We start from the raw sequence: 20,700 nt of genomic DNA on the forward strand, positions 1-20,700 counted from the left end.
GCGTCCGCATCGACCGGCGGCACCGACGAGCACCCGGCACGCTTACGCGGCGAGTGCGCCCGTACCTGCAAGCCTTCCTCCCGCCAGAGCCGGTGCACCTTCTTCTTGTTCACTGGTGAGCCCTCGTCGAACCGCAGCGCCGCCCAGGCTCGCCGGAACCCGTGCCCTTGGTGTTTCGTGGCGTAGGAACGCAGCCAGGCCCGCACACCGGCGTCCGGATCGGCCGGGGTCGCCGCGACCGGCAGCCGCCGATACGTGGACCGGTGGAGCCCAACAACCTTGCACGCCAACCGTTCCGACAAGCTCTTGACGTCTTTGAGCATGTCCACGGCACGGCGCTTGGCCGCCGGGCTCAGAATTTTCCCTTCGCGATCTCCCGCAGCGCGTCCTTCTCCAACTCGGCATCGGCCAAAAGCCGCTCGAGCCGGGCGTTCTGCTCGCGCAGCTCCTTGAGTTCTTTCGCTGCGTCGGTGTCCACACCGCCGTACTGGCGGCGCCAGTTGTACATCGTCGCAGCCGAGATCCCCAGCTCCGCGGCGATCTCCTCCCCGGACATACCCGCCGCCGCCAACTCGTCGGCACGGCGCAGCTTCCGCACGATCCCCTCCGCGGAATGCCGCTTACGTCCAGCCATGATCCCTATCGTCCCTTCCAGCCCCGACCAGGGCCAACAGGACTCTAATACCGAGCGGTCTCATTTACTGGGAACAGGCCAGAGGTACTGCTGGGCAGACCGGATGGCGTTGCGCTGGCTGGAGGTGATGTCCTGCTTGGCCGGGGAGAATTCGACCACGAGTGTCGATACGGGCGCCGCGATATCCGGCTGAGCGACTTCGGCCGCGGCCGCAGCGCCGTTCCATGCGGGTGCCGCCAGGGCGAGAGCCAGTACGGGGGCGCCGACCAGCCACACCCATTTCTTCTGCTTCTTCGGCGCGTCTGCGGCCGACAGGTAACTGGGCTGTGGGGTGGGGAACGGCTCGACGCGGGTGGGTGTGTTCACGGGTGTCCATTCGTCAGGTGATGGGTGGAGCATTATGCAGTCGTGCCATCTGCTGACGTCAGAGTGTTGTTAGCCGGTTAGGTGCGGTGAGTGCCGGTTAGGCACGGGATGTCGGTGGGATGGCAGTTCATGTCCCCTGAGCATCTACGGGACCGCGTCGGCGCGGACTCGGCGTAACACGTCGCCCGGCCGACCGGGTGGCCTGCGTATGTGCTCAGAACCGAACGGTCGGTTGATCTTTCGCCGTGCGGCGCTGTCCGAACCGCGCAGCGCGCTATGCGGCAGAATAGTGCGTTCCACAGGCCTGCCGCTCACGGCAGAGCCGCGACCGTGAAGCTGAAGTCCTCTTCGTAGCAGGCAGTAAATTCTAAGTCGCAGATATCGAATGGGTTGGAGACATGGAAGATGTTCAAGTGAGGAACAATGAGTAAAGAGATCGCCGGTAGGATATTCTCCACTCCACAGGAGGCTGGAGTTGAGCCACTTACTCCAGAGGAGCTTGACAAATACAAAGAGAAATTCAAAGAGGCACGGCAAAGGCTGCGTTCGACCATAACTGATCCGGATATTATTGCAGGAGATAAATTCTACGACGATATTTCTGGAACAGAATTCGACCCACGTCGTGGAAAATCCGACAGTCTGTGAGTTTCCAGGCAGCGGGTTGACCGACTGCAGAGACACCTGAACGGTGCACCCCCCGCTCCGCGTACACGCCAAGACCGTATGTACACGGATGAATCGAGGTCCACGGGTTTCTCCATCTTGTTACTTCACCATGCCCGACGGCGACCGTGGATACACGAGCTCACCTGTGCCCCCAATGCAGCACACCAACTCGATGATGGTGCGTTCGGCCGGGCCGAGCGCGGTTCCAGATAGAGTGGCGAGGGCAAGCACGGACGGCTTGCGCCACAGGATCTTTGCTGTCGGGATCGGTGCCGACACCATCGCCTCGACCTCGGCATCGATGCGCGCCTGATCACCGTCGATCTTCAGAAACACCTCACCGACCCGCACGGTCGCGCGTTCGTGATGGGTGACGACGATTTCGACATCTTCCACGCCGGTCAGTATCTACGCTCACCGCCGGGTTTACCGCGGGCCGCAGGCAATAGCGGATGCTCTGCACCGCAGCATGTTCCGGCAGTCGACGCCTCGCGCTGGCCGGTTCGGTCAGCGCGGGGCATCGGAAGATATACGGGCAGAGCGTCGTACGACCGCCAGCGGCCGGAATCTGGTGCGGTGCAGAACGTTCTCTACTGCCGCATACCGCGCTGACCGAACCGGCCAGCGGGGGGCGCCGGCGGCCGGAATCTGGTGCGGTGCGGAATGTCCGCTACTGCCGAGTTCAGGACGGATCGATGCGTCCTCGCGTGGAGATGTCTTCAAATCATCCTTCGGGCCCGATCGCGACGTGTGTGAGCAACCCCAACCGGCGATGCACTACCTTCGGGTCCTCGGCAATCGCCATCCGGCGACGGCACGCATTTAACCGATGTGCCCATCGAAGCTCGAGCAGTTGGGGTTGAGGCACAAAAGCCTCTCCAACCATTGAGCGCTTTGCGACGCGCTGCCCGTCAGGCTGCTGCCCGACCCCACCGTGTCGGTCGCCGCCGGGGTTCCCGACACGTCGATCAGCGGCAACGGCGCGGCGGAAGCCGGTCCGATCCCGGCGGACAATGCACCAGCCACAGCGGCCACAGCGATGAGAGTACGCATGGCAGAACACCTTTCGTGAGCTCGCGGCCGGGCGGGGCACCCACCGCAGAAATAATATAAATGCACACGTTTCACAAATTGACCGGATGGATCCCGCCACCCTGCCCCCAATTACATGGCCCCGAAAGCAACTGTCCCCCGGCCCATTCGCTCGGCAGCGCAGCGGTGTTTCCCGCCCAGGGCGGCGGCCTGAGCGCACCGTTCATCTTGGTGGGCGACTCGGACATCGCGGCCGCCGATCCCGGCGGTCGGAACCTGGTGCGGTGCAGAACGTCCGCTATCGCCGATTTCACGATGGTCGGCGATGTCGGAGGGCGGCATAGGCTTCTGTGTGGGAGGACTCTGCCGATAGGGCGATCGGCCTGGAATCGCATCTGTCACGGACCTACTGGCGGTGCGGATTCGGCGAGGTGGCAGAGTCCTCTCGAGCCATAAATGGACAGGAAGGTAGGTTGCTGTGCTGGTAGTCGTGCCCGGCCGAAAGATGCTGGGCCTGATACACGTCCACGCCTGGGCGTTGATCCTCGGCCTTGCCGCGGTAATCGTGCTTTTGGTCAATGTCCCGACTCTGCTGCATGGACTGCCTGCCCCAACCTGCAACGGTGCGCCCATGACGGAGAACAGTTCCTGCCAGGTCCTGGTGGAAGGCTCAGGCTACAAAAGACTCACTTACGATGAAATCCGTCAGCAGCAGCACGGAGGCGAGCACGACAGGGCCGTCATATGGACCATGGTCGGTGTCACCGGATTGGTCATTTCAGCTCTGTTGCTTGTGCCGCCCCGCAAGCGGAGTCCCACATCATCCGCACGACGGAGACGGCCCACCGGTCGCACACGGTAGCGCGAAACACTACCGCGTCGGCTCATACGGAGCCATCCCGTATCTTCGGCTATGACGTTGCGTGAAGCTGATCACCGGCTCGCCGACGAACGTCCGCTTCCGGCGTCCCGCGCAGGCCGAACAGGCGAGTGCGGGGCATCAGAAGATGTACGGGCACAGCGCCGTAGGCCCGCCAGCAGTGCGCGGTAAGTAGCCGATGACCGTTCATGCGTTTGGCATTTGTCACATGTCGGCCCGATCCAGTCCCAACTCGGGGATCAGGTAGCTCATGGTGTGACTGCCGACACCAGCACACCAGGGCGACACCAGCGCCTGTGAACGCACTATTCTGCCGCATACCGCGCTGACCGAACCGGCCAGCGCGGAGCATCGGAAGATCAACGGGCAGAGCGCCATACGACCGCCAGCAGCGCGCGCTCATGCCGAATGCAGTGTGTGAGGTCTGCCGCATGGTCTATGGCGGACGCTGGTCGAGGCGTCATGGATTCGTCATTTCAAACCAGCGTGCCGGTGGTCTGGCGGCGAGGAAAATCGGGAGCTGTGCCCGATATCGTTGCAGCCACTGATGAAGTCAAATCCGCTGAGCGGGAAGACTATTGGCATCACGTGCTGGGAGACACCTTCGCGCCGGTGAACCTGGAGGGCTGGGATCGCTCCCCTGAGCCGCAGGCACGGCTGGAAGGGACGGTGCGCGGGAGGTTGCTGTTCGCGGAGCTGACCGCGAGCCCGCACATTCATCGGCGGACTCCGCGCTGCATCCAGCAGTCGGACGTGGCGTTCTTCCAGATCGCGGTCCTCACCGACGGTGCGGCGTCACTAGAACAGGACGGGCGGATCGACGAGCTCACACCGGGTGATTTCGTCGTCTACGAGAACTCGCGGCCGTTCACCTGGACATTCACCCAGCCGTGGTCGGTCTCGGTGCTGTCGGTGCCCTCGGAAGCAGTACTGCTCAGCGACAGCGAGCGCCGCACCGTCAGCGGGCGCGTGTTGTCGGGACAGCACGGACTGTCCGGAGTCGTCGGCAGATTCGTGCTCGACCTGATCCGGCACGGCGAGGACGTGGCGGACTCGCAGTCCGAGGAGATCCTGGCCCGCACCACCGATCTGGCGATCTGCCTGCTCGTCGAACCCGGCCAGCCCCGGCATGCCGATGCCGCACAGCGCAGCCTGATCACGCGCATCAAAGCCTATATCGAAACCCGCCTGCGGGATCCGGCACTCACACCTGCCGAAATAGCTGCGGCAGTGAATATTTCGACCCGCTACCTGCACAAGCTGTTCCAAGCGGAGAACGAGTCGGTCGCGCTCTACATCCGGCGCCGCCGCCTCGAGCGAATGCGTGCGGAACTGCTCGATCGCCGGTTGGCGCAGGTGAGCATCGCGACGCTGGCGCACCGCGGCGGATTCGGCGATATCAGCGGGTTTCACCGGGCCTTCCGCGCGGCCTATGGAATCAGCCCCGGCGAGATGCGGCGCGGCTACCCCGAACCCGCAACCGACCCCGGCACGCCCGCGTCGCCGACGAAGCGGTGATGCGCGCTCGTCCGCAGCGTGTGCACGCTCGTCCGCGCCAACACAATTCACGGTCGCAGACGATGTGACCGGCAGTTCCAGGGTGAGCGAATCCCGCCACCCTGCCAATGAGGGAGGTTGCCATGAGCAAACCGACAATCGTCTTGGTCCACGGCGGATTCGTCGACGGGGCCGGATGGCGCAACGTCTACGACGAACTCACCCGCGACGGCTTCACCGTGCGTGTGGTCCAGAACGCGACCAAATCGCTGGCCGATGACGCCGCGACCACCCGCCAGATCCTCGACGGTGTCGAGGGCGACGCGGTCCTGGTCGGGCATTCCTACGGCGGCGCGGTGATCACCGAGGCCGGTACCCATGAGAAAGTCGGTGCCCTGGTCTACATCACTGCCTTCGCTCCCGACAAGGACGAATCGGTGAACAGCCTCATCGCTACCTTCCCGCAGGACGGCCCGCAGCCGCCGATCCTGCCGCCGGTCGAGGGCTACCTGTTCCTGGACCGCGCCAAGTTCCATGCCTCCTTCGCCGGTGACCTGCCCGACCAGGACGCCGCGTTCCTGGCCGACTCCCAAGTCCCCTGGGGCGTGGAGGCGCTGGGCGGAACCATCACCGAACCCGCCTGGCGCAACAAGCCCAGCTGGTACCTGCACGTCACCGAAGACAAGATGATCCCGCCCGCCGCGCAGCTGACGATGGCCGAACGGATGGGATCCACCGTCGCCGACACCCCCGGCAGCCACGCCATCTACGTCTCCCGGCCCGAAGTCGTCGCCAACCTCATCCGCACCGCCGCCGACGCGGTCTAACCCGTACACCAACGAGTGGCCTGCCCTCCGAGCCAGGGCAGGCCACTCCTTGACCCAACAGGTCAACTCGTCTGTCGAGCAATGCACTGAAATGCCGCATACCGCGCTGACCGAACCGGCCAGCGCACCCTCGAGCCTCGTCGAGGTATCCACGAGGTCGGCACATTTGAAGGGGGCGTGCGTATTTCGGTATCCCATGGCGCAGGATGATCGGATGTCGTACGAAGGGATGGGGCCGGTGGGGAGAAGGTTTGTGGCGGGGTCGGTGGTCGCGGCGACCGCGGTCGTCGCGGCGGTCACGGTGGCGGTGCCGAGCGCCTCGGCGGACTACAGGGACGACACGCTGAGGGTGTACGGCAACGACTTTCGGGTGGGAACGACCTATCGGGTCACCATCCACGGGACGTACGCGACTCTCTATGTACGCCAGCCGGGATCCGATCAGCCAGTCGCGGTCGGGCAGGACTCTACTGGCGGGCTGCCGGTTGAACTCGAACTCGAATGGACCCCGCGCATGCGCGGGACCCACACCCTCTCCGCGAGGTCCTGTGTGCGCCAGTACTGCTCCGATGGCGGGTCGATGGATATCGTCGTCCGCTGAAGGAAGTGCCAGGCCGGTCGGCTAGTGCTGCCCATCGTGCCGCGCTTATCTGACGTGTCAGCGGAGGCACGCCATGTTCAGATGAGAACTGCTCCATGTCCTGTCATGGCTTCATCGAAGCGGCTCGGCGGTTCGCTGTGCCGGCATTATGCCGAAAAGTGTTGATGGGGACTGCTGCAATGGTCGGCCGCACTCTGCACCACACCCTGCGCAGCCACCGGCCGACCGGCGGGCGGCAGTATCAAGACGGTCGAACCGCTGTAGCAGTGCGATCCCATCCGCGACTGTCTTTTGGTGCGACTCGATCGCGGCGTCGAACGCGGTGGTCGAGTCCTCATGCTTGAAGACCCGCGCGAAACGACCCGGCTCACGGACTCCGTCCGGCGTGACGGCTGAGTTGCAAACGGCTCAGTAGGCTTGGCGGGATGGCGGCGACGTCTGGTCGGACGTAGCTGCAGCGAAGGTGATGCCAAGGCCACAGCTGTGGACCTGACCGAGGCGCGATCTACGGCAAATTCTTCGGAAATTTGGATCGAAGAATCGGCCTGGCGCTGGAGGCTGCCTCGGCGTCGGACTGCGTCTCGCTGTCCACTGCTGCCGGGCAACTTCTCGACGGCTGCGCGCGCTCCTGCCGGGGCTGACGCGGTGGGGTGAAGAGCCGCACGATATCGCTGAGGATCCCCGGCTGGCCGCCGAACTCGACCGGGTCGACGGAGGATGCGGACCGGCTTCCCTTGCGGGGGAGACATTTTCGGTGCGGTGACCGGCTGATCTGGCGCCGGGGAGTGGTTGCGGCTGCCAGTCATCTTTTTCGTCGGATTGCGGTATGCGTCCTCTACAGGTGTGTAGCCTCCCTGGCGGAGGGAGTGCAAATGATGAGTAAAGTCGCATCTTCTTGTGGCGCAGGGGGTTCAGCGGTCGGCCGCCGGCAACTGCGCTCGGTTCTGATCGCGGCAACGGCCGCACTGTGCCTCACCGGCACCCCGGCAGCGGTTGGCAATGCGGATCCGATCCCGATTCCGCAGAACGACCCGTTCTATACCCCGCCGTCGGGCTGGGAATCGACGGCGCCCGGCACCATCCTGAATTCGCGGCCGGTCGAGGTGGCCTCGATGCGGCCGGAGGCGGAGGACGCCGATGCCTGGCAGTTGCTGTATCGAACGACAGATAACGCGGGCCGGCCCATGACGACCGTGACGACGGTGCTGCGCCCGCGAACGGGGCAGGTCAAGGGCTTGATCACCTATCAGGCTGCCGAGGATGCCTCAGCCCCGCAGTGCGCTCCCTCGTACGCGCTCCGGCAGGGAGCGGTCCCGCTGGACCACAAGTACGACGCCTCCTTGGATTTCTTGCAGATCGACCAGATGTTGTCGTCCGGTCACGCGATTTCCGTACCCGACTGGGAGGGGGCGAACGGGGCGATGATCGTCCCGAAGCAGCCGGGTTACACTGCGCTCGACGGCGTGCGCGCGGCCGAGGCATTCAGCCCGCTCGGCCTGTCCGGGACCGATCCTCCGGTTGCTGCGGCGGGCTATTCCGGCGGGTCGTTGGCCAGCGGTTGGATCTCGCAACTGCAGCCGACCTACGCTCCCGAAGTACGACTGGTCGGTGTTGCCCGGGGCGGTGGGGCGGGTGGGCCGTCAGAGCCTGTCGGCCCTTATCTGCAGTCGCTCGACGGCGGTCCGTTCTCCGGTTTCCTGCTGTCGCTCCTGCCGGGAATGATGCGCGCCGATCCACGTCTGGCGGCAGCTTTCGACACGTATCTGACGCCCGCCGGGAAAGCGTTGATGGCCGCGGGTGACAACGAATGCTCGGTGCCGCTCGTGGAGAAGTACCCGTTCCTGCACATGGACGACTACCTGACGATCCCCTTCTCGCAAGTGTTCGAGCAGGTACAGGCGTTCTTCGACGAGACGGACTACGGCATCACGGCGCCGACCGTACCGACATTCCTCTATCACGCCGTGAACGACGAGATCGTCCACATCGCATGGGTCGACCAGGCGGTGGCGAATTGGTGCGCATCAGGGGCGCCGATCACCTATACGCGGGACCAGATGAGCGAGCACGCCAGTCTCGAAGTCGCTGCGACTGCTGCGGCCCTGCGGTGGATCGATGACCGTCTGGCGGGGCAGCCCGCGCCGGACGACTGCTCGATACGCAAGGTGCCGTCGATGGCGCTCGGCGGCGCGTAGCGCGCGACGCTCCTGCCGATCTACTTTGTGCTGCGCGGCTGACCGGTTGCCTGGCGCCATACGCCGGGCTCGCCGATCGCGCGACCAGACACCCCCTTCGATCACGGAGTGCCCTCAACTCGGCTAGTTAGATTTCCGCACCCGCGCCGAGGCCTCGTTGCGGATCGTCACCTGGATCACCAGCTTCTACAACCCGGACCCGCCGCCACAGCCTGTGCGGTGGAATGTCACCGATCAACTACGAAACCCACATGGCCGCCGTCCGAGCGGCCTCCGGAGCGGCCCTGTCACGAGACCAGGCCGCATAAAGGAGCCTCCACACTTCGAGGGGATTGCCAATCAGATGTTCTTGCATCTGTACTTGCATTGCCTCGGTCGCCATTCTGTTGGCCTTGATGCCCGCGTTCGTCGCGTCGCGGAAAAAGCTCGTCGTAGAACCGGGTACGCACCTTGGCCTCGATCCACATCTGCTCCACCATCTCGTCGGGGGCCGCTTCACCGGTCGCCAGCCGGGTGAGGAGGTCGATGCCGACCGCCCGGACGAGTGGTTCGGCGAACGGCTCGTCGATGAGCGCATCATCGGCGCGGGTCGCGATCGCTCGGGCCGCCTCGGCCTTCGGCGGTAGAGCCGACGCTGGATGCCAAGTTCCAACTGTCTCGGTCGTACCTGTTCGCAGTCGTGCTTTGCCCATCCTTGTCCTGGCGCGGTGTGTATTCGGTAAGTGGCATAACGCTTTTCAAGCTTCAGGTCGATGTGTCGGGTTGTGAGAGGTATCTGGCCCGAACGTGGCTTTCATTTGCCGAAGCTCCTCGACCCGAAACCGAGCCGAGGTGCCGACGAACCCGATTAGTTCCTTCACCGACCTCGCATCGCCCGTGGGCGGCAGAGTATGTGTGGCCACCGACAACTGACGCACGCGAGAAGGTCAACGGGCCGAGATCACCCCAAGCCCAGCGGTCAGGGCAGCATCATGTGGATGGTGAGGCCCGTCAACTCATGCGGGCGTGCGTTGTACCAATTCCTGGATGAAGGCGGTGACATCCACGGGCTTTTCTTCTGCCATGAAGTGTCCGGCATCGATCGGCCTGTAGATGGCGGCCGGGGCCCATTGCTGCCACAGGGCAGATGCGTCGAATCCGAGGCGAGCCCCCCAGTCCTGGGAGATCACGGCCACGGGCATGGCCAACTGGGTGCCTGCTTTTCGGTCGGCTCGGTCCATCTCGAGGTCGATACCGGCGGTGGCCCGGTAGTCGGCGACGATGGACGGTACAGCGCGCGTGGAACTGTCGATGTAGTGCTGGCGTACGTGTGGTGGGAATGTGGTTCCGCTGGGGTCCCAGGCGTCGAGGAACGAGCTGAAGAAGTCTTCGGCGACAGCTCCGATCATCCGCTCGGGCAAGCCTTTTGGTTGCGCCATCAGGTACAGGTGCCAGGCGACCGCTGCATCGACGCCGTGCAGCACGTCCCAGGTATCCATGGTCGGCAGGACATCCAGGATCCCCAGGTGGGTGATCTTCTCCGGGTGGTCGAGCGCGGCCCGGACCCCGACCAGAGCGCCGCGGTCATGGCCGATCAGGCTGAACTGTTCGTATCCGATTTCGCGTGCGATGGTGACGATGTCGTGCGCCATGGTCCGCTTCGAGTAGGTGTCCGGACTCGTTTCCTCGGGTTTGTCGCTCGCGCCATAGCCACGCAGGTCGGGCACGATAACCGTGTACCGCTCGGCGAGTTCACGGGCGACGTGCCGCCACATGAGGTGAGTTTGCGGGAAGCCGTGCAACAAGACGATAGGGTGGCCGTCACCGCCGAGGGCGACATTCAGATGGACGCCGCCTTCCCCGGGGAGCTGTCGGTATTCGAAGCCGTCGATCGTTGTACCCGTCATGGGCGCGCACCTTTCGTTGGTTGGGTTGAGAAGTGGTCGTCAGGAGAAGATGGCCGGCAGCGGCGGTTCGGGTCTTACGCTTGCTCGCAGAGCGGGAATCAGGATGGTGTCGACCAGGTGCGCCAGGTATTCAGGTCCTGCCGGAAGCCCGTTGAGCCTGCGCAGAAGCAGCACTGACCCGGCGATTTCCTCGTAGGGGAACGGTTGTGCGCCCGCTGGTAGCTCTCCGCGGCCGATGGCCGCAGACATCACCGATGCCGGCAGCTTGGCCCCGGTCGGCCCGGTCACTTCTTCGATATGGCGGCACAAGTCGGGGTCTTCCAGGCCCGCTTGGAGCAGCATCAAGCTCATTGTCGCGTCGGCCGAGCGCATAGTGGTGTCGAGCCGTTCGCACAAAGCCATCAAGTCTCCCCGCAGGGAGCCGGTATCCACCGCGTCGGCGGAGTTGCCGGACGCGGGGCCGGCCTTGACCGCGGCGACCACCATGTCACGCTTGGTCTCCCAGCGCCTGTACAGCGTCGCCTTCGACGCCCGGGCATGACGCGCGACCGCCTCGAACGTCAACGCGTCATAACCGACCTCGCCAAGCAGTTCCAACACGCACGCGAGAATCTCGACCTCGCGCAGTCGATCCCGGGGACGTCCGGTACGCACCCCAGTGGCCGGGTCCACAGAACGCTCATTACGAAACGACACGTTCCGTACCGTAACAGAGCGCAGACTCGAGATCCATCGGTCGATGGTCATGTCAAAAAGGACGCGTGGTTACCTATCCGCTGAGCGCGAGCCGGGAGCTCATGTTCATCTTGACCTCGCCGTAGGGCAGTACATGAGGCCAGAGCAGTCGGCTCAGGCCCCGTTCGTCCTCGGCGGTGAGTACGCCGCACGACGCACTCACCGCGGCCGGCGTTCCTGGGATTGCCTTAGCTCGACGTTGAGCTGAACCCCCCGTCCGGCGGCGGAACCGGCAGCGCGAGTTCGGTTCCGGTGATCGGCGGTCTCTCGAGCAGCCTTACGCCGCATTAGGTCCTGGCTTCCAATGAGCCGAATCGACCCGACGCCGGCGGATCTGGCTTCGGCCGCGCAGGCGAGCCGGCCCGACGGGGTTGGTTATCCGACGGTCGATCGAGCTCGTTACGTGATTGCGGGCCCCCAGAATTCGCGGCAGTCCTGCGAGAGGGACTCCTCCTAGAGTTCTACGCAGCGCAATCCGAAGGAGACGACGATGAAATCGGTTCTGCGAAGTCAACTCCCACAACTACTGGTCAGCTGTCTTATCGCTGGCGTGCTCGCCGTCGGCGCCGCGCAGGCCGCAGCTGTCGCTGTCGACCCTGCGCAGTCCAGCGCGGCCGTCATCGCCACCGGCGACGATTCCGGTTCAGCGGCAACCGGGTCGGTCAGTTCATCGGAACTCGCGATACTGCGAGTGCTTCTGCTGTGCCCCCTGGGCCTCATGTCGGGTCAATCCTGCAATCTGATGCCGTGACTCTGCCGAACGACGAGCCGACCTTCTCAGCGCAACAACACATTTGGTGAGAACATCCAGAGCAAGGAGTGCGATTTGAAGTATCAAAGCCTGACGCGTCTGGGCTCGTGCGCCGCCGGCATAGCGGTCTTGGCCGCGACCACGGTGTCGATGGCCTCGACGGCCGCCGCCGACGACTGGATCCAGGTTTCGGGTACGGTCCGCTGCGTCAACCAGACGTACACACTCACCGTACCGGCATCGAGGATTCAGACCGGTATCTCGTCCTATTACTTCCTTGACGGCAAGAACTTGAACACCGCAGCCATGATCGGCAGCGAGCAGCCCATCCAGCACGGCCAGGATGCCACGGCTTCCTGGACCCCCACCACCAGCGGCACCCACACCCTGTGGTGGCGAGGCATTCAGGCCGGCGGCGGGGGCATCATCGGTCCTCAGGAAATCACTGTGGTCGACCAGGCGCCCGCTGGGCAGAACTGCAATCCGGCCACCGGTGGCGGCACGGGCAGCGCCGATTCCCTGCCGATCATCGGACCGCTGCTGAGCCAGCTGGGTCTCTGAACCGAACGGGCACAGTCGAGCGGCATCGGTTCAGATCAGCCCACGACCAGGCCCGTCGCTGAGGGAGCACCGAACGCATTTCGATGATGTCGTCGTCGATGAGCGCGGTTTCGAAGGATGCCGGACGGTCCGGCGTCGCCCCAACTGAGGCGCGATCAGTACCGTCGCCAGGGCCGAACGCTCATTCCTGCGGGGCCGAACATTCACCGGCCCAAGCGATTTCAACACAGCTCGGCGAGTGGTTGGAGTTGGTGAATGCCCGGCCGCGCCGGGCGTTGGGCTGCGCACGACTGACCGGATCACCATGCGGCGACTCGACGTCGCCGAATCCCGCCTGTCGCAGGACGGCCTGCCGACGGCCGGGGCGGGGCGCGCACCGGAGATCACGGCATGCGCCTCCGCCCACGTTCCGTATGTCGCCGACGCGGGGTTGCGGGTGCGTGGGATCGCTCCGCCCGGAGTCCAATCGGCCGCCGGTTCGGGCTGTTAACCACCAGTGACCTGGACTGGGTCGTGTCGGTCGACTCGACGATCGTGCGGGCCCACCAGCACGCCGCCGGTGCGGGCACCGACTCGGTGTCGGGGCTATGAACCCGCCGACCACGCGATCGGTCGTTCCCGCGGCCGGCTGACGACCAAGATCCACCTGGCCACCGACGGCGCCGGTCGAGGTTTGGCGGTGCTGATCACGCCCGGTCAAACCAACGATTCACCATTGTTGGCACCGTTGTTGCAGGAGGTGGCGGTGCCGCGCCTGGAGGGTGGGCCGCCGCGACGCAACCCGGATGTGGTGATCGCCGACCGCGCCTACTCCGCCGCGTCGAACCGGACCCTGTTGCGCAGCAAACGAATCCAGGCCGTGATTCCCGAACGCTCCGATCAGGTCGCCAACCGTAAGCGCAAAGGCCGCGCGGGTGGCCGGGCGCCGGGCTTCGACGCGCAGCTCTACAAGCGGCGCAATGTCATCGAAGGGGCCTTCAACAAGGCCGAGCACTGGCGGGCGGTCGCCACGCGCTACGACAAGCTCGCGACCACCTACCGTGCCGGATTCGTCCTGGCCCTGGTCGTCGAGTGGCTCAAATCATTGGGAGACGCAACCTAGTGGGTGAATGTGCCGCCGGTGGCCGGGGTGCGGCCGTGTTTCATGACCAGTGCGATCACGAGGGCGCAGACGGCCGCTGCGGCGCCGAACCAGAAGCCGAGTTCGTATCCTCTGTCGGCGAAGACATTCGGAACTGTGCTATCCTGCGGTGGCCGTCCGGCGATGCTGACGCTGGCGGAGATGGGGTTGGCGCTGACGGAGGCTGTGATGACTGCAGTTCCGATCGCAGTGCTCAGGCTCTGGGTTGCGCCGAGCATGCCGCCGCTGATGCCCTGCTGTTCCGGGGGTACCGCCTCCACCATGAGGATAGGCATGCAGGCGTAGTAGAGACCCAGAGCGGCACCGAATCCCAAGCTGGAGAGAGCGAAAACCGGCCAGGTGTGCGGCAATACGGCCAACGCGACCGTGGTGAGGGCGAAGAGCGTCAGTGCCGCCAGGAGCGGCAGGCGAGCGCCTACCCGTCGGGCCAGGAGTCCGGCGACGATTCCGAACAGCATCGCCACCAGCCCTTGACCCAACCCGATTCGTAGCGCGAACTGCATGAGTGAAAGGCCGTCGCCATAGTGGTAGCCCGGGGTGAGGACTACATGTACCAGTTCAGGTGGGAGGAGCCGTCCAGTCGATTGGGCGACTCGGTCCAGGGTGCGCGACACGATCGTCGTCTCGAGCTCGGATTGCGGAGGAGTCTGCACCATGTAGGCGACCGCGTAACTGTGCACGCCGACCAGGCAGGCGGCGAACACCGCCGTGAGCAACACCAGGCTGACCCGCGGCGAGAACAACAAGCGCATGTCCATCAGCGGTGTGCGCGTGCGCAATTCCACGGCCACGAAGAGCGCCAGTGCCGCAAGGCCCCCGATCAGCCACGCGAGGGTGGTGGGCTCGCTCCAGCCCCACTCGTTGCCCTTGGACACATACAGCAGCGCCGAGGCTGTGCCGCCGGACAGCAGCGCCGCTCCGGTGAGATCGACGCCGCCGCGCGCCCGTAGCTTCGACTCGGGGACCACGAACGCCACCAGTGGCGTCATGACGGCCACGAATGCGAACAGCACCCAGAACATCGCCCGCCAGCTGTGCTGATCTACCAAGTACCCGGCCAGGACCGGCGCCACGGCGGCGGAGAATCCCAGACCGGTGGCCGAGATACCGAGCCCGATCGGAACGTACTTGTGCGGCAAGAGATCCCGGATCAATCCGTAGGCGACGATCGCCATTCCGGCGGCCGTGGCCTGCAGGCACCGGCCGGCCAGGAATACTGCCCAGCTGTCGGTGGTCGCGGACAGTAGACAGCCGGCGGCGAACACCACACCGGCGATGAGGAAGATCCGCTTCTTGCCCCAGATGTCGCTGAGTTTGCCGATGACGGGCGACGCCGAAGCCCCGATCAAGCCGAACACGATCAGCGACCAGGTGATGTTGGGCCCCGCCTGCGGAAACGACGGTGCGATCTTCTGCAGGGCGGCCGACACCATGGTGAACTGGATGGGCGCGACCTCGGTGTAGAGGACGATGATCGCCAGCACCGCGGCGATCCGCAGCCGTGACGACTCGTCGAGCCGGCCGGTGTCGGAGCCGGGTACGTCGGCGGCGCCGACGGTGGAAGTTGTTGACATTGCACCTTCTTCGTCAGGGGCGTTGGAGCCTCCGCCAGGGTGCATGCGAATTCCGCCGCTTCAGCTCTGGTTTCGGTGAGTGGAACGGTCGGGTGGCGTCACTGGCTTCCGGCTCGGACTGCGGCTCGCTCGGATGCCACTCACCGACATCGAGGTGGGACTCCTGCCCCCAGCCCGCTAACTTGCGTTCGGTCGCAGTGACCGCTCTCACATTCCATTGGCTGAATGAATGATTTGGCTTCAGAGGAACACCATGAATTCACGCAGGACGACGTCCGCTCTCGCCGCCTTCACCTCCGCCGCCGTCATCGGCGGCCTGGCGACCTCCGTCAGTGCCTCGGCGACGCCCCCGGCCGCCGCTCCGACACCGGCGGTATCGTATTCGGCGCAGCCGACCGGAGATTCGGTCACCACCACCCTCGATGGCGGGACCTTTGCGCTGTCGCCTGAGGGGACCTCGGTGCTCATCCGAGACGTTGCCGGGCAGATCCTGGACGCGCTGCCATCGGCGTTGCGGTGGGACGGGCGGCAGATCGGGATCGATCAGCGGATCTCCGCCGACGGCCGGTCGCTGGTCTCCACGCCGGACTGGGATGCGCTGCGTCATCAGGACATTCGGCCCGTCGCGGCCCCGCTCGAGAATCAGCTCGCGATGAACGACCTCATCAATTCGGTGAGCATCGGCACCTCGATCGGCAGCTTGATCGGCACCGCGATCGGCGCGGTGATCGGGGTGGGCGTCGGATTCGCGGTCGCGGGGGCGTCTTGCCTGGTCTTGACTCTCGGGTGCGCGCTGGTCGTGCTGCCGGTCGTCACCCTCGTCGGTGGCGTCGGCGGATTGGTCGGGCTGGCGGTCGGTGGCGGCCCCACCACGGCAGCGGCATTGTTCGATTACTTCACGGTGCTGCGGGCCAATCCGGGCGAGAGCAAGTACGCGCCGTACCTTCCCAACCGCTCCCAACCCGCCCCGAGCGCACCCGAGGAGACCCGATGACCGCCCGGCACAACGGAATCGCTTCGCTCAGCGTGGCGGGCCTCGCCGCCCTGATGGGTGCCGGTGGCGTGGTCGCGGCAGGGCCCGGGCGCGCCGACGCCGGTCCGCCGGTCCACTACACGGTCAGCGCCGCCGGCGATTCTGTCCGGGCCTTCCTGGACGGCGGCGCCTTTGCCGTGGCCGCCGACGGGGAGTCGATCGAGGTGCGCGACAACGCGGGACTGGCGATCGACGCGATCCCGCTGACGGTGTTTCTCGGCGAGGAGCGCGTGCCCGTGACCCAGCACATCGACAGCGAAAACCGAACGCTCACATTGACTCCCGACGCCAGTGGTGTTCCGGCCGCAGCGCTACAGCCGATCGGGTCACCGATCGAGAATCAGCTCGCGCTCACCGATCTGGCCAATAACCTCAGCCGGGGGCCGCTCATCGGCACCGCCATCGGGATGGCGGTGGGCGCGGTGATCGGCGGTGTGCTGGGGCTGAGCACTTGCGCGGTGGTGGGCCCGGCCTGCGTGGCGACAGTACCGGCCGCGGTGTTGGTCTTCTCCGCAGCGGGCGGGCTGGCGGGAACTTTGGTGGGCGGTGTCGCGGGGCTCATCGACGGGGTGCGCAAGTACCTGATCACCCTGCAATCTGCGCCCGGCGAAAGTCCCTACGCGCACAACGGATTGGTCGACCCGGACGGCACCGGGGTCCCCGATGCGATCCTCCGGCTCCCCAGCGGATCCTCCAGTGGGCTGCGCAGCGGATCCTCGGGCGGGTCCTCTCACCGCTGACCGGTTCTCACAGCAGGACGTCGTCATCGAGCAGCGCCAGCACCCGCACGACCAGCGCGTCGGCGGGCGCCGATGACGACGCCTCGGTGCCGTCCGGGTCCAGCCGCGACGACACCCGCCGGGCCGCTTCGACGACTAGCGGGGCGAGCCGTTCGACGGTGGTGGCAGTGCCGGGCGTGCTCACCCCGAGCGCGCCGCAGATGCCGTCGGCGCCGCGGATGACCATTGCGACGCCGTAGATTCCGGGCAGATGCTCACCGCTGTCGAACGCCAGCCCGCGGCGGGCGCGGATTCGGCGCAGCTCCGCGTACAGCACCGGCAGACTTGTGATGGTGGCGGGCGTGCACGGCCGCAGCCGCCCGGCCAGCGTTGTCTCGGCTTCCTCCGGGTCGATACCCGCGAGCAGTGCTTTTCCCAGGGCGGTCGCATGGGCGGGCACGCGGTGCCCCACACCCACGACCGAGGCCGCCGGGAGGCGGGTGATCCGGTCGAGGAACACGACCTCATCGAAGTCGAGAACGCCGAGATACGCTGTCGCTCCGGTGGATGCGTGCAGTTCCTCGAGCGCCGGAAGAGCCGCGACGCGCAGATCGGCATTGGAGTCGTGGCCGCCGCCCAGCCGCAGGGCGCGTGGCCCCAGACCGTACCCGCCGGGACGCTGGCGCAGCCAGCCCAGCACGGCCAGCTGCTCGAGGATGCGGTAGCAGCTCGACCGCGGCAGTCCGGTGTGCGCGACGACTTCGTCGAGCCGCATGCGCATCGACCGATCGTCGAACAGGTCGAGGATGAGGGTCATGCGTTCGAGCATCGACTGCGGCGGGCCTTCGGTTCTCGGGTTCATACGATCACCATGTCGTCGCCGACGGCGAGTCCGAATGCCCATCGGCCGTAGAGCCTCAGGGCCGGTTCGGGCTGATTGACCAGGTGGGCCGCCGCGGTGCTGACATCCCGCCAGACGCGCTCGATGCTCGCGCCCTCGCGAATGGCTTCCGCCCCCGCTACCCGCCGCAGGGATTCGAGCGCGGCCAGTGCGCGCTCGATGGCCCGTGCCTGGTCACGCCGCGTGCGCAGCCTCAGTTCCGTTGTGAGCACGTTGCCGGCGGCGACCGCGACAGCCGCTTCACACGCGTCCCGTTCCAATTGCAAGATCGACGCGTCGATTTCGGCCAATCCGTGCGCCACTGTCACCTGCACCGCGGGATCGGTGACCGAGCGCGCACCCGCCAGACTGAATGCCGCGCGTTGAGCGATGCGGTCCAAGTACTGCTCGAACGCACCCTGAACCGCACCGATCACCGGCATGCACGCGGCCAGGCTGTAGATGATCGCAAGTGGGTACTGGCCTGGGGGAGGCTCCGAGCCGACCATGTCAGCACCGGCAGGTTGCGACGAGGTGTGGACCAGATGCGCCGGGACGAACACCCGATGTGCCGTTACCCACCTGCTGCCGGTACCGCGCAGGCCGATGGTGTTCCAGTGGTCGCCGAGGGCGAGCTCCGCACGCGGCACGACAGCGGTCGCAAGGCCAACCGGAGCTCCGTCGGGCCCGGTTGTCAACGCCGTCAGCGCGGCCCACGCGCAATGCTCGATCGCGGGCACGTTGGGCCACTGACCTTCCAGTAGGTACCCGCCCACCGTTGAGGTCAGCCGCCCGGCGGGCGCGTGCGAAGCGGTCACCAGTGTATTCGGCGCCGATCCCCACACCTCCTGTCGCGCATGCGGTTCCAGCAAGGCGACATGGCAGGATGCCGCACCCAGCATCGCGGCCACCCAGCCCGTCGACGGGCAGGCCGCCGCCAGGGTGCGCACCGCGTCGAAGAACCCGACCGGGTCCGCGGACCCGTGCTCGGCGGACGAGTACAGCAGTGTGAACAGCCCGGTCTCGACCATCGCCGCGATCACCGCCGGATGCGCCACGCGATCGTGTTCGGCGTGGTTGGCGTGCTCGCGCACCATCGGTGTGAGCGCCGCGATGGTGGCCGATACCGCCTCGCGTCTGTCAGTGACCGCACCCGCCGCCGAGCGCGTCCGAGATCGGGACTCGGTGGCGGCGCCCCACGCGTGGGATGGGTGCGCCACCGGTGTCGTTCCGCTCAACGAAATCGCCTGTCTTCCATCGGTTTCCCGCCCCTACGTTCGGCTGTGTCCCGCGGCGGTGATGCCGCATCCCCCAGAGAGGAGTTCATCGCATGACCCAGGCACAGCCGGTTCCAGAGCACACGACAGCTACCGGTGAGTCGGCATTCATCGGATTCGCGGTGGAACAGATGACCCACCTGTTCTCCCGCGGCCACGGTCCCGCCGGCGAAGCGGAGATCATCCAGGCCGCGCCACGCACCTACTACATTCGGCCCGGGGTGGCCAATATCGCGGTGTTCGAGACCGACGAGGGTCTTCTCATGGTCGATACCGGGCTCGCGGGCGACGGGCCGGAACTGCTTCGGGCAGTGCGGTCGATCTCCGACAAGCCGCTGCACACCATCGTCTACACCCACGGGCACGTCGATCACGCATTCGGCCACTGGGCATTCCTCGAGGCCGGTGAGACACCGCGGATCGTCGCGCACGAGAACCTGATCGGGCACTTCGACCGCTATATGAAGACGCCGGGCCTGAACGCGGTCATCAACAAACAACAGTCCGGCACCGAGGACAAGTCCTGGCCCGCCGAACGCACCGATTTCCTCTGGCCGACCGAGACCTACCGCGACACACTGGAACTCGCCCTGGGCGGGGAACGATTCGTGATCCGGCACGGTAAGGGGGAAACCGACGACTGCTCGTGGGTGTGGGCGCCTGAGCGCGGCGTCATCGCCGCTGGTGATCTCGTCACCGGCTATCTGCCCAACGCGGGCAATCCCCGCAAGGTGCAGCGTTATGCCGAGGAATGGGCCGATGCCGCCGCCGAAATGGCGGCTTTGCAGCCCGAGGTGATCATTCCCGGTCACGGCACCCTGGTTATCGGCGCCGCTGCCATCCAGGACGAATTGCACTCGATCACAGCGTATCTGCGCCACATCGTCGACCACACGCTGGCCGGACTGAACGCGGGCGCCCTGCACGACGAGATCGTCGAGACGCTGCGGATCCCCGACCACCTGGCCTCCCACCCTCGACTCCCGGCCATCTACGACAAGCCGGAATTCATCTGCCGCAACGTGATTCGTCGCTACAGTGGCTGGTGGGACGGCCATTTGGCCAACCTGCTGCCCGCGCCCGAGCGCGACCAGGCCTTCGAATACGCCGCGCTGGCGGGTGGCGCGGACCGGCTTGCTGCACGAGCCCGCGAGCTCTCCGCGTCCAACATCCGGTTGGCCTGCCATCTGGCCGAGACGGCGTTCCACGCCGATCCCGATGACCCCGCCATTCAATCCGCCTACGTCGAGATCTTCGCTCGCCGTGCCGAAATCGAGCCGGCGTTGATGGCCAAGGTGATCTTCAGCGAGGTGCACCTGCGGGTCGAGGCACGCCGGCACTAGCCCGGCGCCGAGAGCGCGCCCGTGGGGGCCCCCCCCCCCGCCGGGGGGGGGGGCCGGGCGGGGGGGGGGGGAGAATTGTGTTGGGTATGGTTGGGATAC

At 65.9% G+C, this 20,700-nt stretch carries 23 protein-coding genes and 1 pseudogene; 12 read left to right on the forward strand and 12 right to left on the reverse strand.

All coding sequences use genetic code 11. The features are described from left to right. From ACFXKA_RS39270 to ACFXKA_RS39280, 3 genes are all read right to left on the reverse strand, one after another. On the reverse strand, nucleotides 1-323 hold a 323-nt coding region (locus ACFXKA_RS39270; RefSeq protein ID WP_379431348.1), incomplete at its 3' end, for an IS3 family transposase. A gap of 29 nt (nucleotides 324-352) precedes the next feature. Then, on the reverse strand, nucleotides 353-634 hold the full coding sequence (locus ACFXKA_RS39275) for a transposase (RefSeq protein ID WP_379431311.1): 282 nt from the start codon (nucleotides 632-634) through the stop codon (nucleotides 353-355). Nucleotides 635-694: 60 nt separating this feature from the next. Then, nucleotides 695-1,000 carry a hypothetical protein gene (locus ACFXKA_RS39280; protein ID WP_379431312.1) on the reverse strand — a complete coding sequence of 102 codons (306 nt, stop codon included), beginning with the start codon at nucleotides 998-1,000 and terminating at the stop codon, nucleotides 695-697. A gap of 423 nt (nucleotides 1,001-1,423) precedes the next feature. Here ACFXKA_RS39280 and ACFXKA_RS39285 point away from each other — a divergent pair, with 423 nt between their 5' ends. Beyond that, complete coding sequence (locus tag ACFXKA_RS39285; protein ID WP_379431313.1) at nucleotides 1,424-1,648, forward strand: hypothetical protein; 225 nt, start codon at nucleotides 1,424-1,426, stop codon at nucleotides 1,646-1,648. 120 nt (nucleotides 1,649-1,768) lie between these two features. Here ACFXKA_RS39285 and ACFXKA_RS39290 read toward each other — a convergent pair whose 3' ends face one another. Both ACFXKA_RS39290 and ACFXKA_RS39295 read right to left on the reverse strand, forming a co-directional pair. Further along, nucleotides 1,769-2,065 carry a hypothetical protein gene (locus tag ACFXKA_RS39290; protein ID WP_379431314.1) on the reverse strand — a complete coding sequence of 99 codons (297 nt, stop codon included), beginning with the start codon at nucleotides 2,063-2,065 and terminating at the stop codon, nucleotides 1,769-1,771. A gap of 426 nt (nucleotides 2,066-2,491) precedes the next feature. After that, nucleotides 2,492-2,722, reverse strand: a complete 231-nt coding sequence (locus tag ACFXKA_RS39295) for a hypothetical protein (protein WP_379431315.1) — start codon at nucleotides 2,720-2,722, stop codon at nucleotides 2,492-2,494. Nucleotides 2,723-4,169: 1,447 nt separating this feature from the next. On the opposite strand from ACFXKA_RS39295, the gene ACFXKA_RS39300 reads away from it, so the two are divergent. From ACFXKA_RS39300 to ACFXKA_RS39315, 4 genes are all read left to right on the forward strand, one after another. After that, a complete protein-coding gene (locus ACFXKA_RS39300) occupies nucleotides 4,170-5,099 on the forward strand; it encodes a helix-turn-helix domain-containing protein (protein WP_379431316.1) in 930 nt (309 codons plus the stop codon). A gap of 122 nt (nucleotides 5,100-5,221) precedes the next feature. Continuing rightward, complete coding sequence (locus tag ACFXKA_RS39305; protein ID WP_379431317.1) at nucleotides 5,222-5,905, forward strand: alpha/beta fold hydrolase; 684 nt, start codon at nucleotides 5,222-5,224, stop codon at nucleotides 5,903-5,905. A 214-nt stretch (nucleotides 5,906-6,119) separates the two neighbouring features. Beyond that, complete coding sequence (locus ACFXKA_RS39310) at nucleotides 6,120-6,506, forward strand: hypothetical protein (protein WP_379431318.1); 387 nt, start codon at nucleotides 6,120-6,122, stop codon at nucleotides 6,504-6,506. 872 nt (nucleotides 6,507-7,378) lie between these two features. After that, nucleotides 7,379-8,701, forward strand: a complete 1,323-nt coding sequence (locus ACFXKA_RS39315; protein ID WP_379431319.1) for a lipase family protein — start codon at nucleotides 7,379-7,381, stop codon at nucleotides 8,699-8,701. Between the two features lie 394 nt (nucleotides 8,702-9,095). Here ACFXKA_RS39315 and ACFXKA_RS39320 read toward each other — a convergent pair. The 4 genes and pseudogenes from ACFXKA_RS39320 to ACFXKA_RS39335 all read right to left on the reverse strand — a co-directional run. Beyond that, nucleotides 9,096-9,430 (reverse strand): annotated as a pseudogene (locus tag ACFXKA_RS39320) (class I SAM-dependent methyltransferase); the annotation flags it as partial. Between the two features lie 266 nt (nucleotides 9,431-9,696). Then, nucleotides 9,697-10,587 carry an alpha/beta fold hydrolase gene (locus tag ACFXKA_RS39325; protein WP_379431320.1) on the reverse strand — a complete coding sequence of 297 codons (891 nt, stop codon included), beginning with the start codon at nucleotides 10,585-10,587 and terminating at the stop codon, nucleotides 9,697-9,699. Between the two features lie 39 nt (nucleotides 10,588-10,626). Then, nucleotides 10,627-11,283 (reverse strand): TetR/AcrR family transcriptional regulator, encoded by a 657-nt coding sequence (locus ACFXKA_RS39330; RefSeq protein WP_379431321.1) that lies wholly within the window; start codon nucleotides 11,281-11,283, stop codon nucleotides 10,627-10,629. A 73-nt stretch (nucleotides 11,284-11,356) separates the two neighbouring features. Then, nucleotides 11,357-11,485 (reverse strand): hypothetical protein, encoded by a 129-nt coding sequence (locus ACFXKA_RS39335; RefSeq protein ID WP_379431322.1) that lies wholly within the window; start codon nucleotides 11,483-11,485, stop codon nucleotides 11,357-11,359. Nucleotides 11,486-11,812: 327 nt separating this feature from the next. Between ACFXKA_RS39335 and ACFXKA_RS39340 the strand changes: the two genes are divergently transcribed. From ACFXKA_RS39340 to ACFXKA_RS39355, 4 genes are all read left to right on the forward strand, one after another. Continuing rightward, nucleotides 11,813-12,073, forward strand: coding sequence for a hypothetical protein (locus ACFXKA_RS39340; protein ID WP_379431323.1), 261 nt, complete (start codon nucleotides 11,813-11,815; stop codon nucleotides 12,071-12,073). 129 nt (nucleotides 12,074-12,202) lie between these two features. Beyond that, a complete protein-coding gene (locus ACFXKA_RS39345; protein WP_379431324.1) occupies nucleotides 12,203-12,634 on the forward strand; it encodes a hypothetical protein in 432 nt (143 codons plus the stop codon). A 304-nt stretch (nucleotides 12,635-12,938) separates the two neighbouring features. Continuing rightward, complete coding sequence (locus tag ACFXKA_RS39350) at nucleotides 12,939-13,124, forward strand: hypothetical protein (protein ID WP_379431325.1); 186 nt, start codon at nucleotides 12,939-12,941, stop codon at nucleotides 13,122-13,124. Between the two features lie 69 nt (nucleotides 13,125-13,193). After that, entirely contained in the window at nucleotides 13,194-13,736 is a 543-nt protein-coding gene (locus ACFXKA_RS39355; RefSeq protein WP_379431326.1) for an IS5 family transposase, read from the forward strand. Here ACFXKA_RS39355 and ACFXKA_RS39360 read toward each other — a convergent pair. Beyond that, complete coding sequence (locus ACFXKA_RS39360; RefSeq protein ID WP_379431327.1) at nucleotides 13,733-15,349, reverse strand: MFS transporter; 1,617 nt, start codon at nucleotides 15,347-15,349, stop codon at nucleotides 13,733-13,735. The two genes, ACFXKA_RS39355 and ACFXKA_RS39360, sit on opposite strands and share 4 nt — an antisense overlap. 253 nt (nucleotides 15,350-15,602) lie before the next feature. On the opposite strand from ACFXKA_RS39360, the gene ACFXKA_RS39365 reads away from it, so the two are divergent. Together ACFXKA_RS39365 and ACFXKA_RS39370 are read left to right on the forward strand one after the other, a co-directional pair. Beyond that, complete coding sequence (locus ACFXKA_RS39365; RefSeq protein ID WP_379431328.1) at nucleotides 15,603-16,343, forward strand: hypothetical protein; 741 nt, start codon at nucleotides 15,603-15,605, stop codon at nucleotides 16,341-16,343. Beyond that, nucleotides 16,340-17,122, forward strand: coding sequence for a hypothetical protein (locus ACFXKA_RS39370; protein WP_379431329.1), 783 nt, complete (start codon nucleotides 16,340-16,342; stop codon nucleotides 17,120-17,122). The genes ACFXKA_RS39365 and ACFXKA_RS39370 overlap by 4 nt, the downstream gene beginning before the upstream one ends. 7 nt (nucleotides 17,123-17,129) lie before the next feature. Here ACFXKA_RS39370 and ACFXKA_RS39375 read toward each other — a convergent pair whose 3' ends face one another. Further along, nucleotides 17,130-17,963: an IclR family transcriptional regulator gene (locus tag ACFXKA_RS39375; RefSeq protein ID WP_379431330.1), complete on the reverse strand. Its 834-nt coding sequence runs from the start codon at nucleotides 17,961-17,963 to the stop codon at nucleotides 17,130-17,132. Next, nucleotides 17,960-19,039: a flavin-dependent monooxygenase gene (locus ACFXKA_RS39380; protein ID WP_379431331.1), complete on the reverse strand. Its 1,080-nt coding sequence runs from the start codon at nucleotides 19,037-19,039 to the stop codon at nucleotides 17,960-17,962. Before ACFXKA_RS39380 ends, ACFXKA_RS39375 begins: the two co-directional genes overlap by 4 nt. Before the next feature lie 272 nt (nucleotides 19,040-19,311). Here ACFXKA_RS39380 and ACFXKA_RS39385 point away from each other — a divergent pair, with 272 nt between their 5' ends. Next, complete coding sequence (locus ACFXKA_RS39385) at nucleotides 19,312-20,601, forward strand: MBL fold metallo-hydrolase (RefSeq protein ID WP_379431332.1); 1,290 nt, start codon at nucleotides 19,312-19,314, stop codon at nucleotides 20,599-20,601. Nucleotides 20,602-20,700: the final 99 nt, after the last annotated feature.

Origin of the sequence: Nocardia sp. NPDC059228 (assembly GCF_042754245.1) — a bacterium.
GTDB lineage: Bacteria > Actinomycetota > Actinomycetes > Mycobacteriales > Mycobacteriaceae > Nocardia.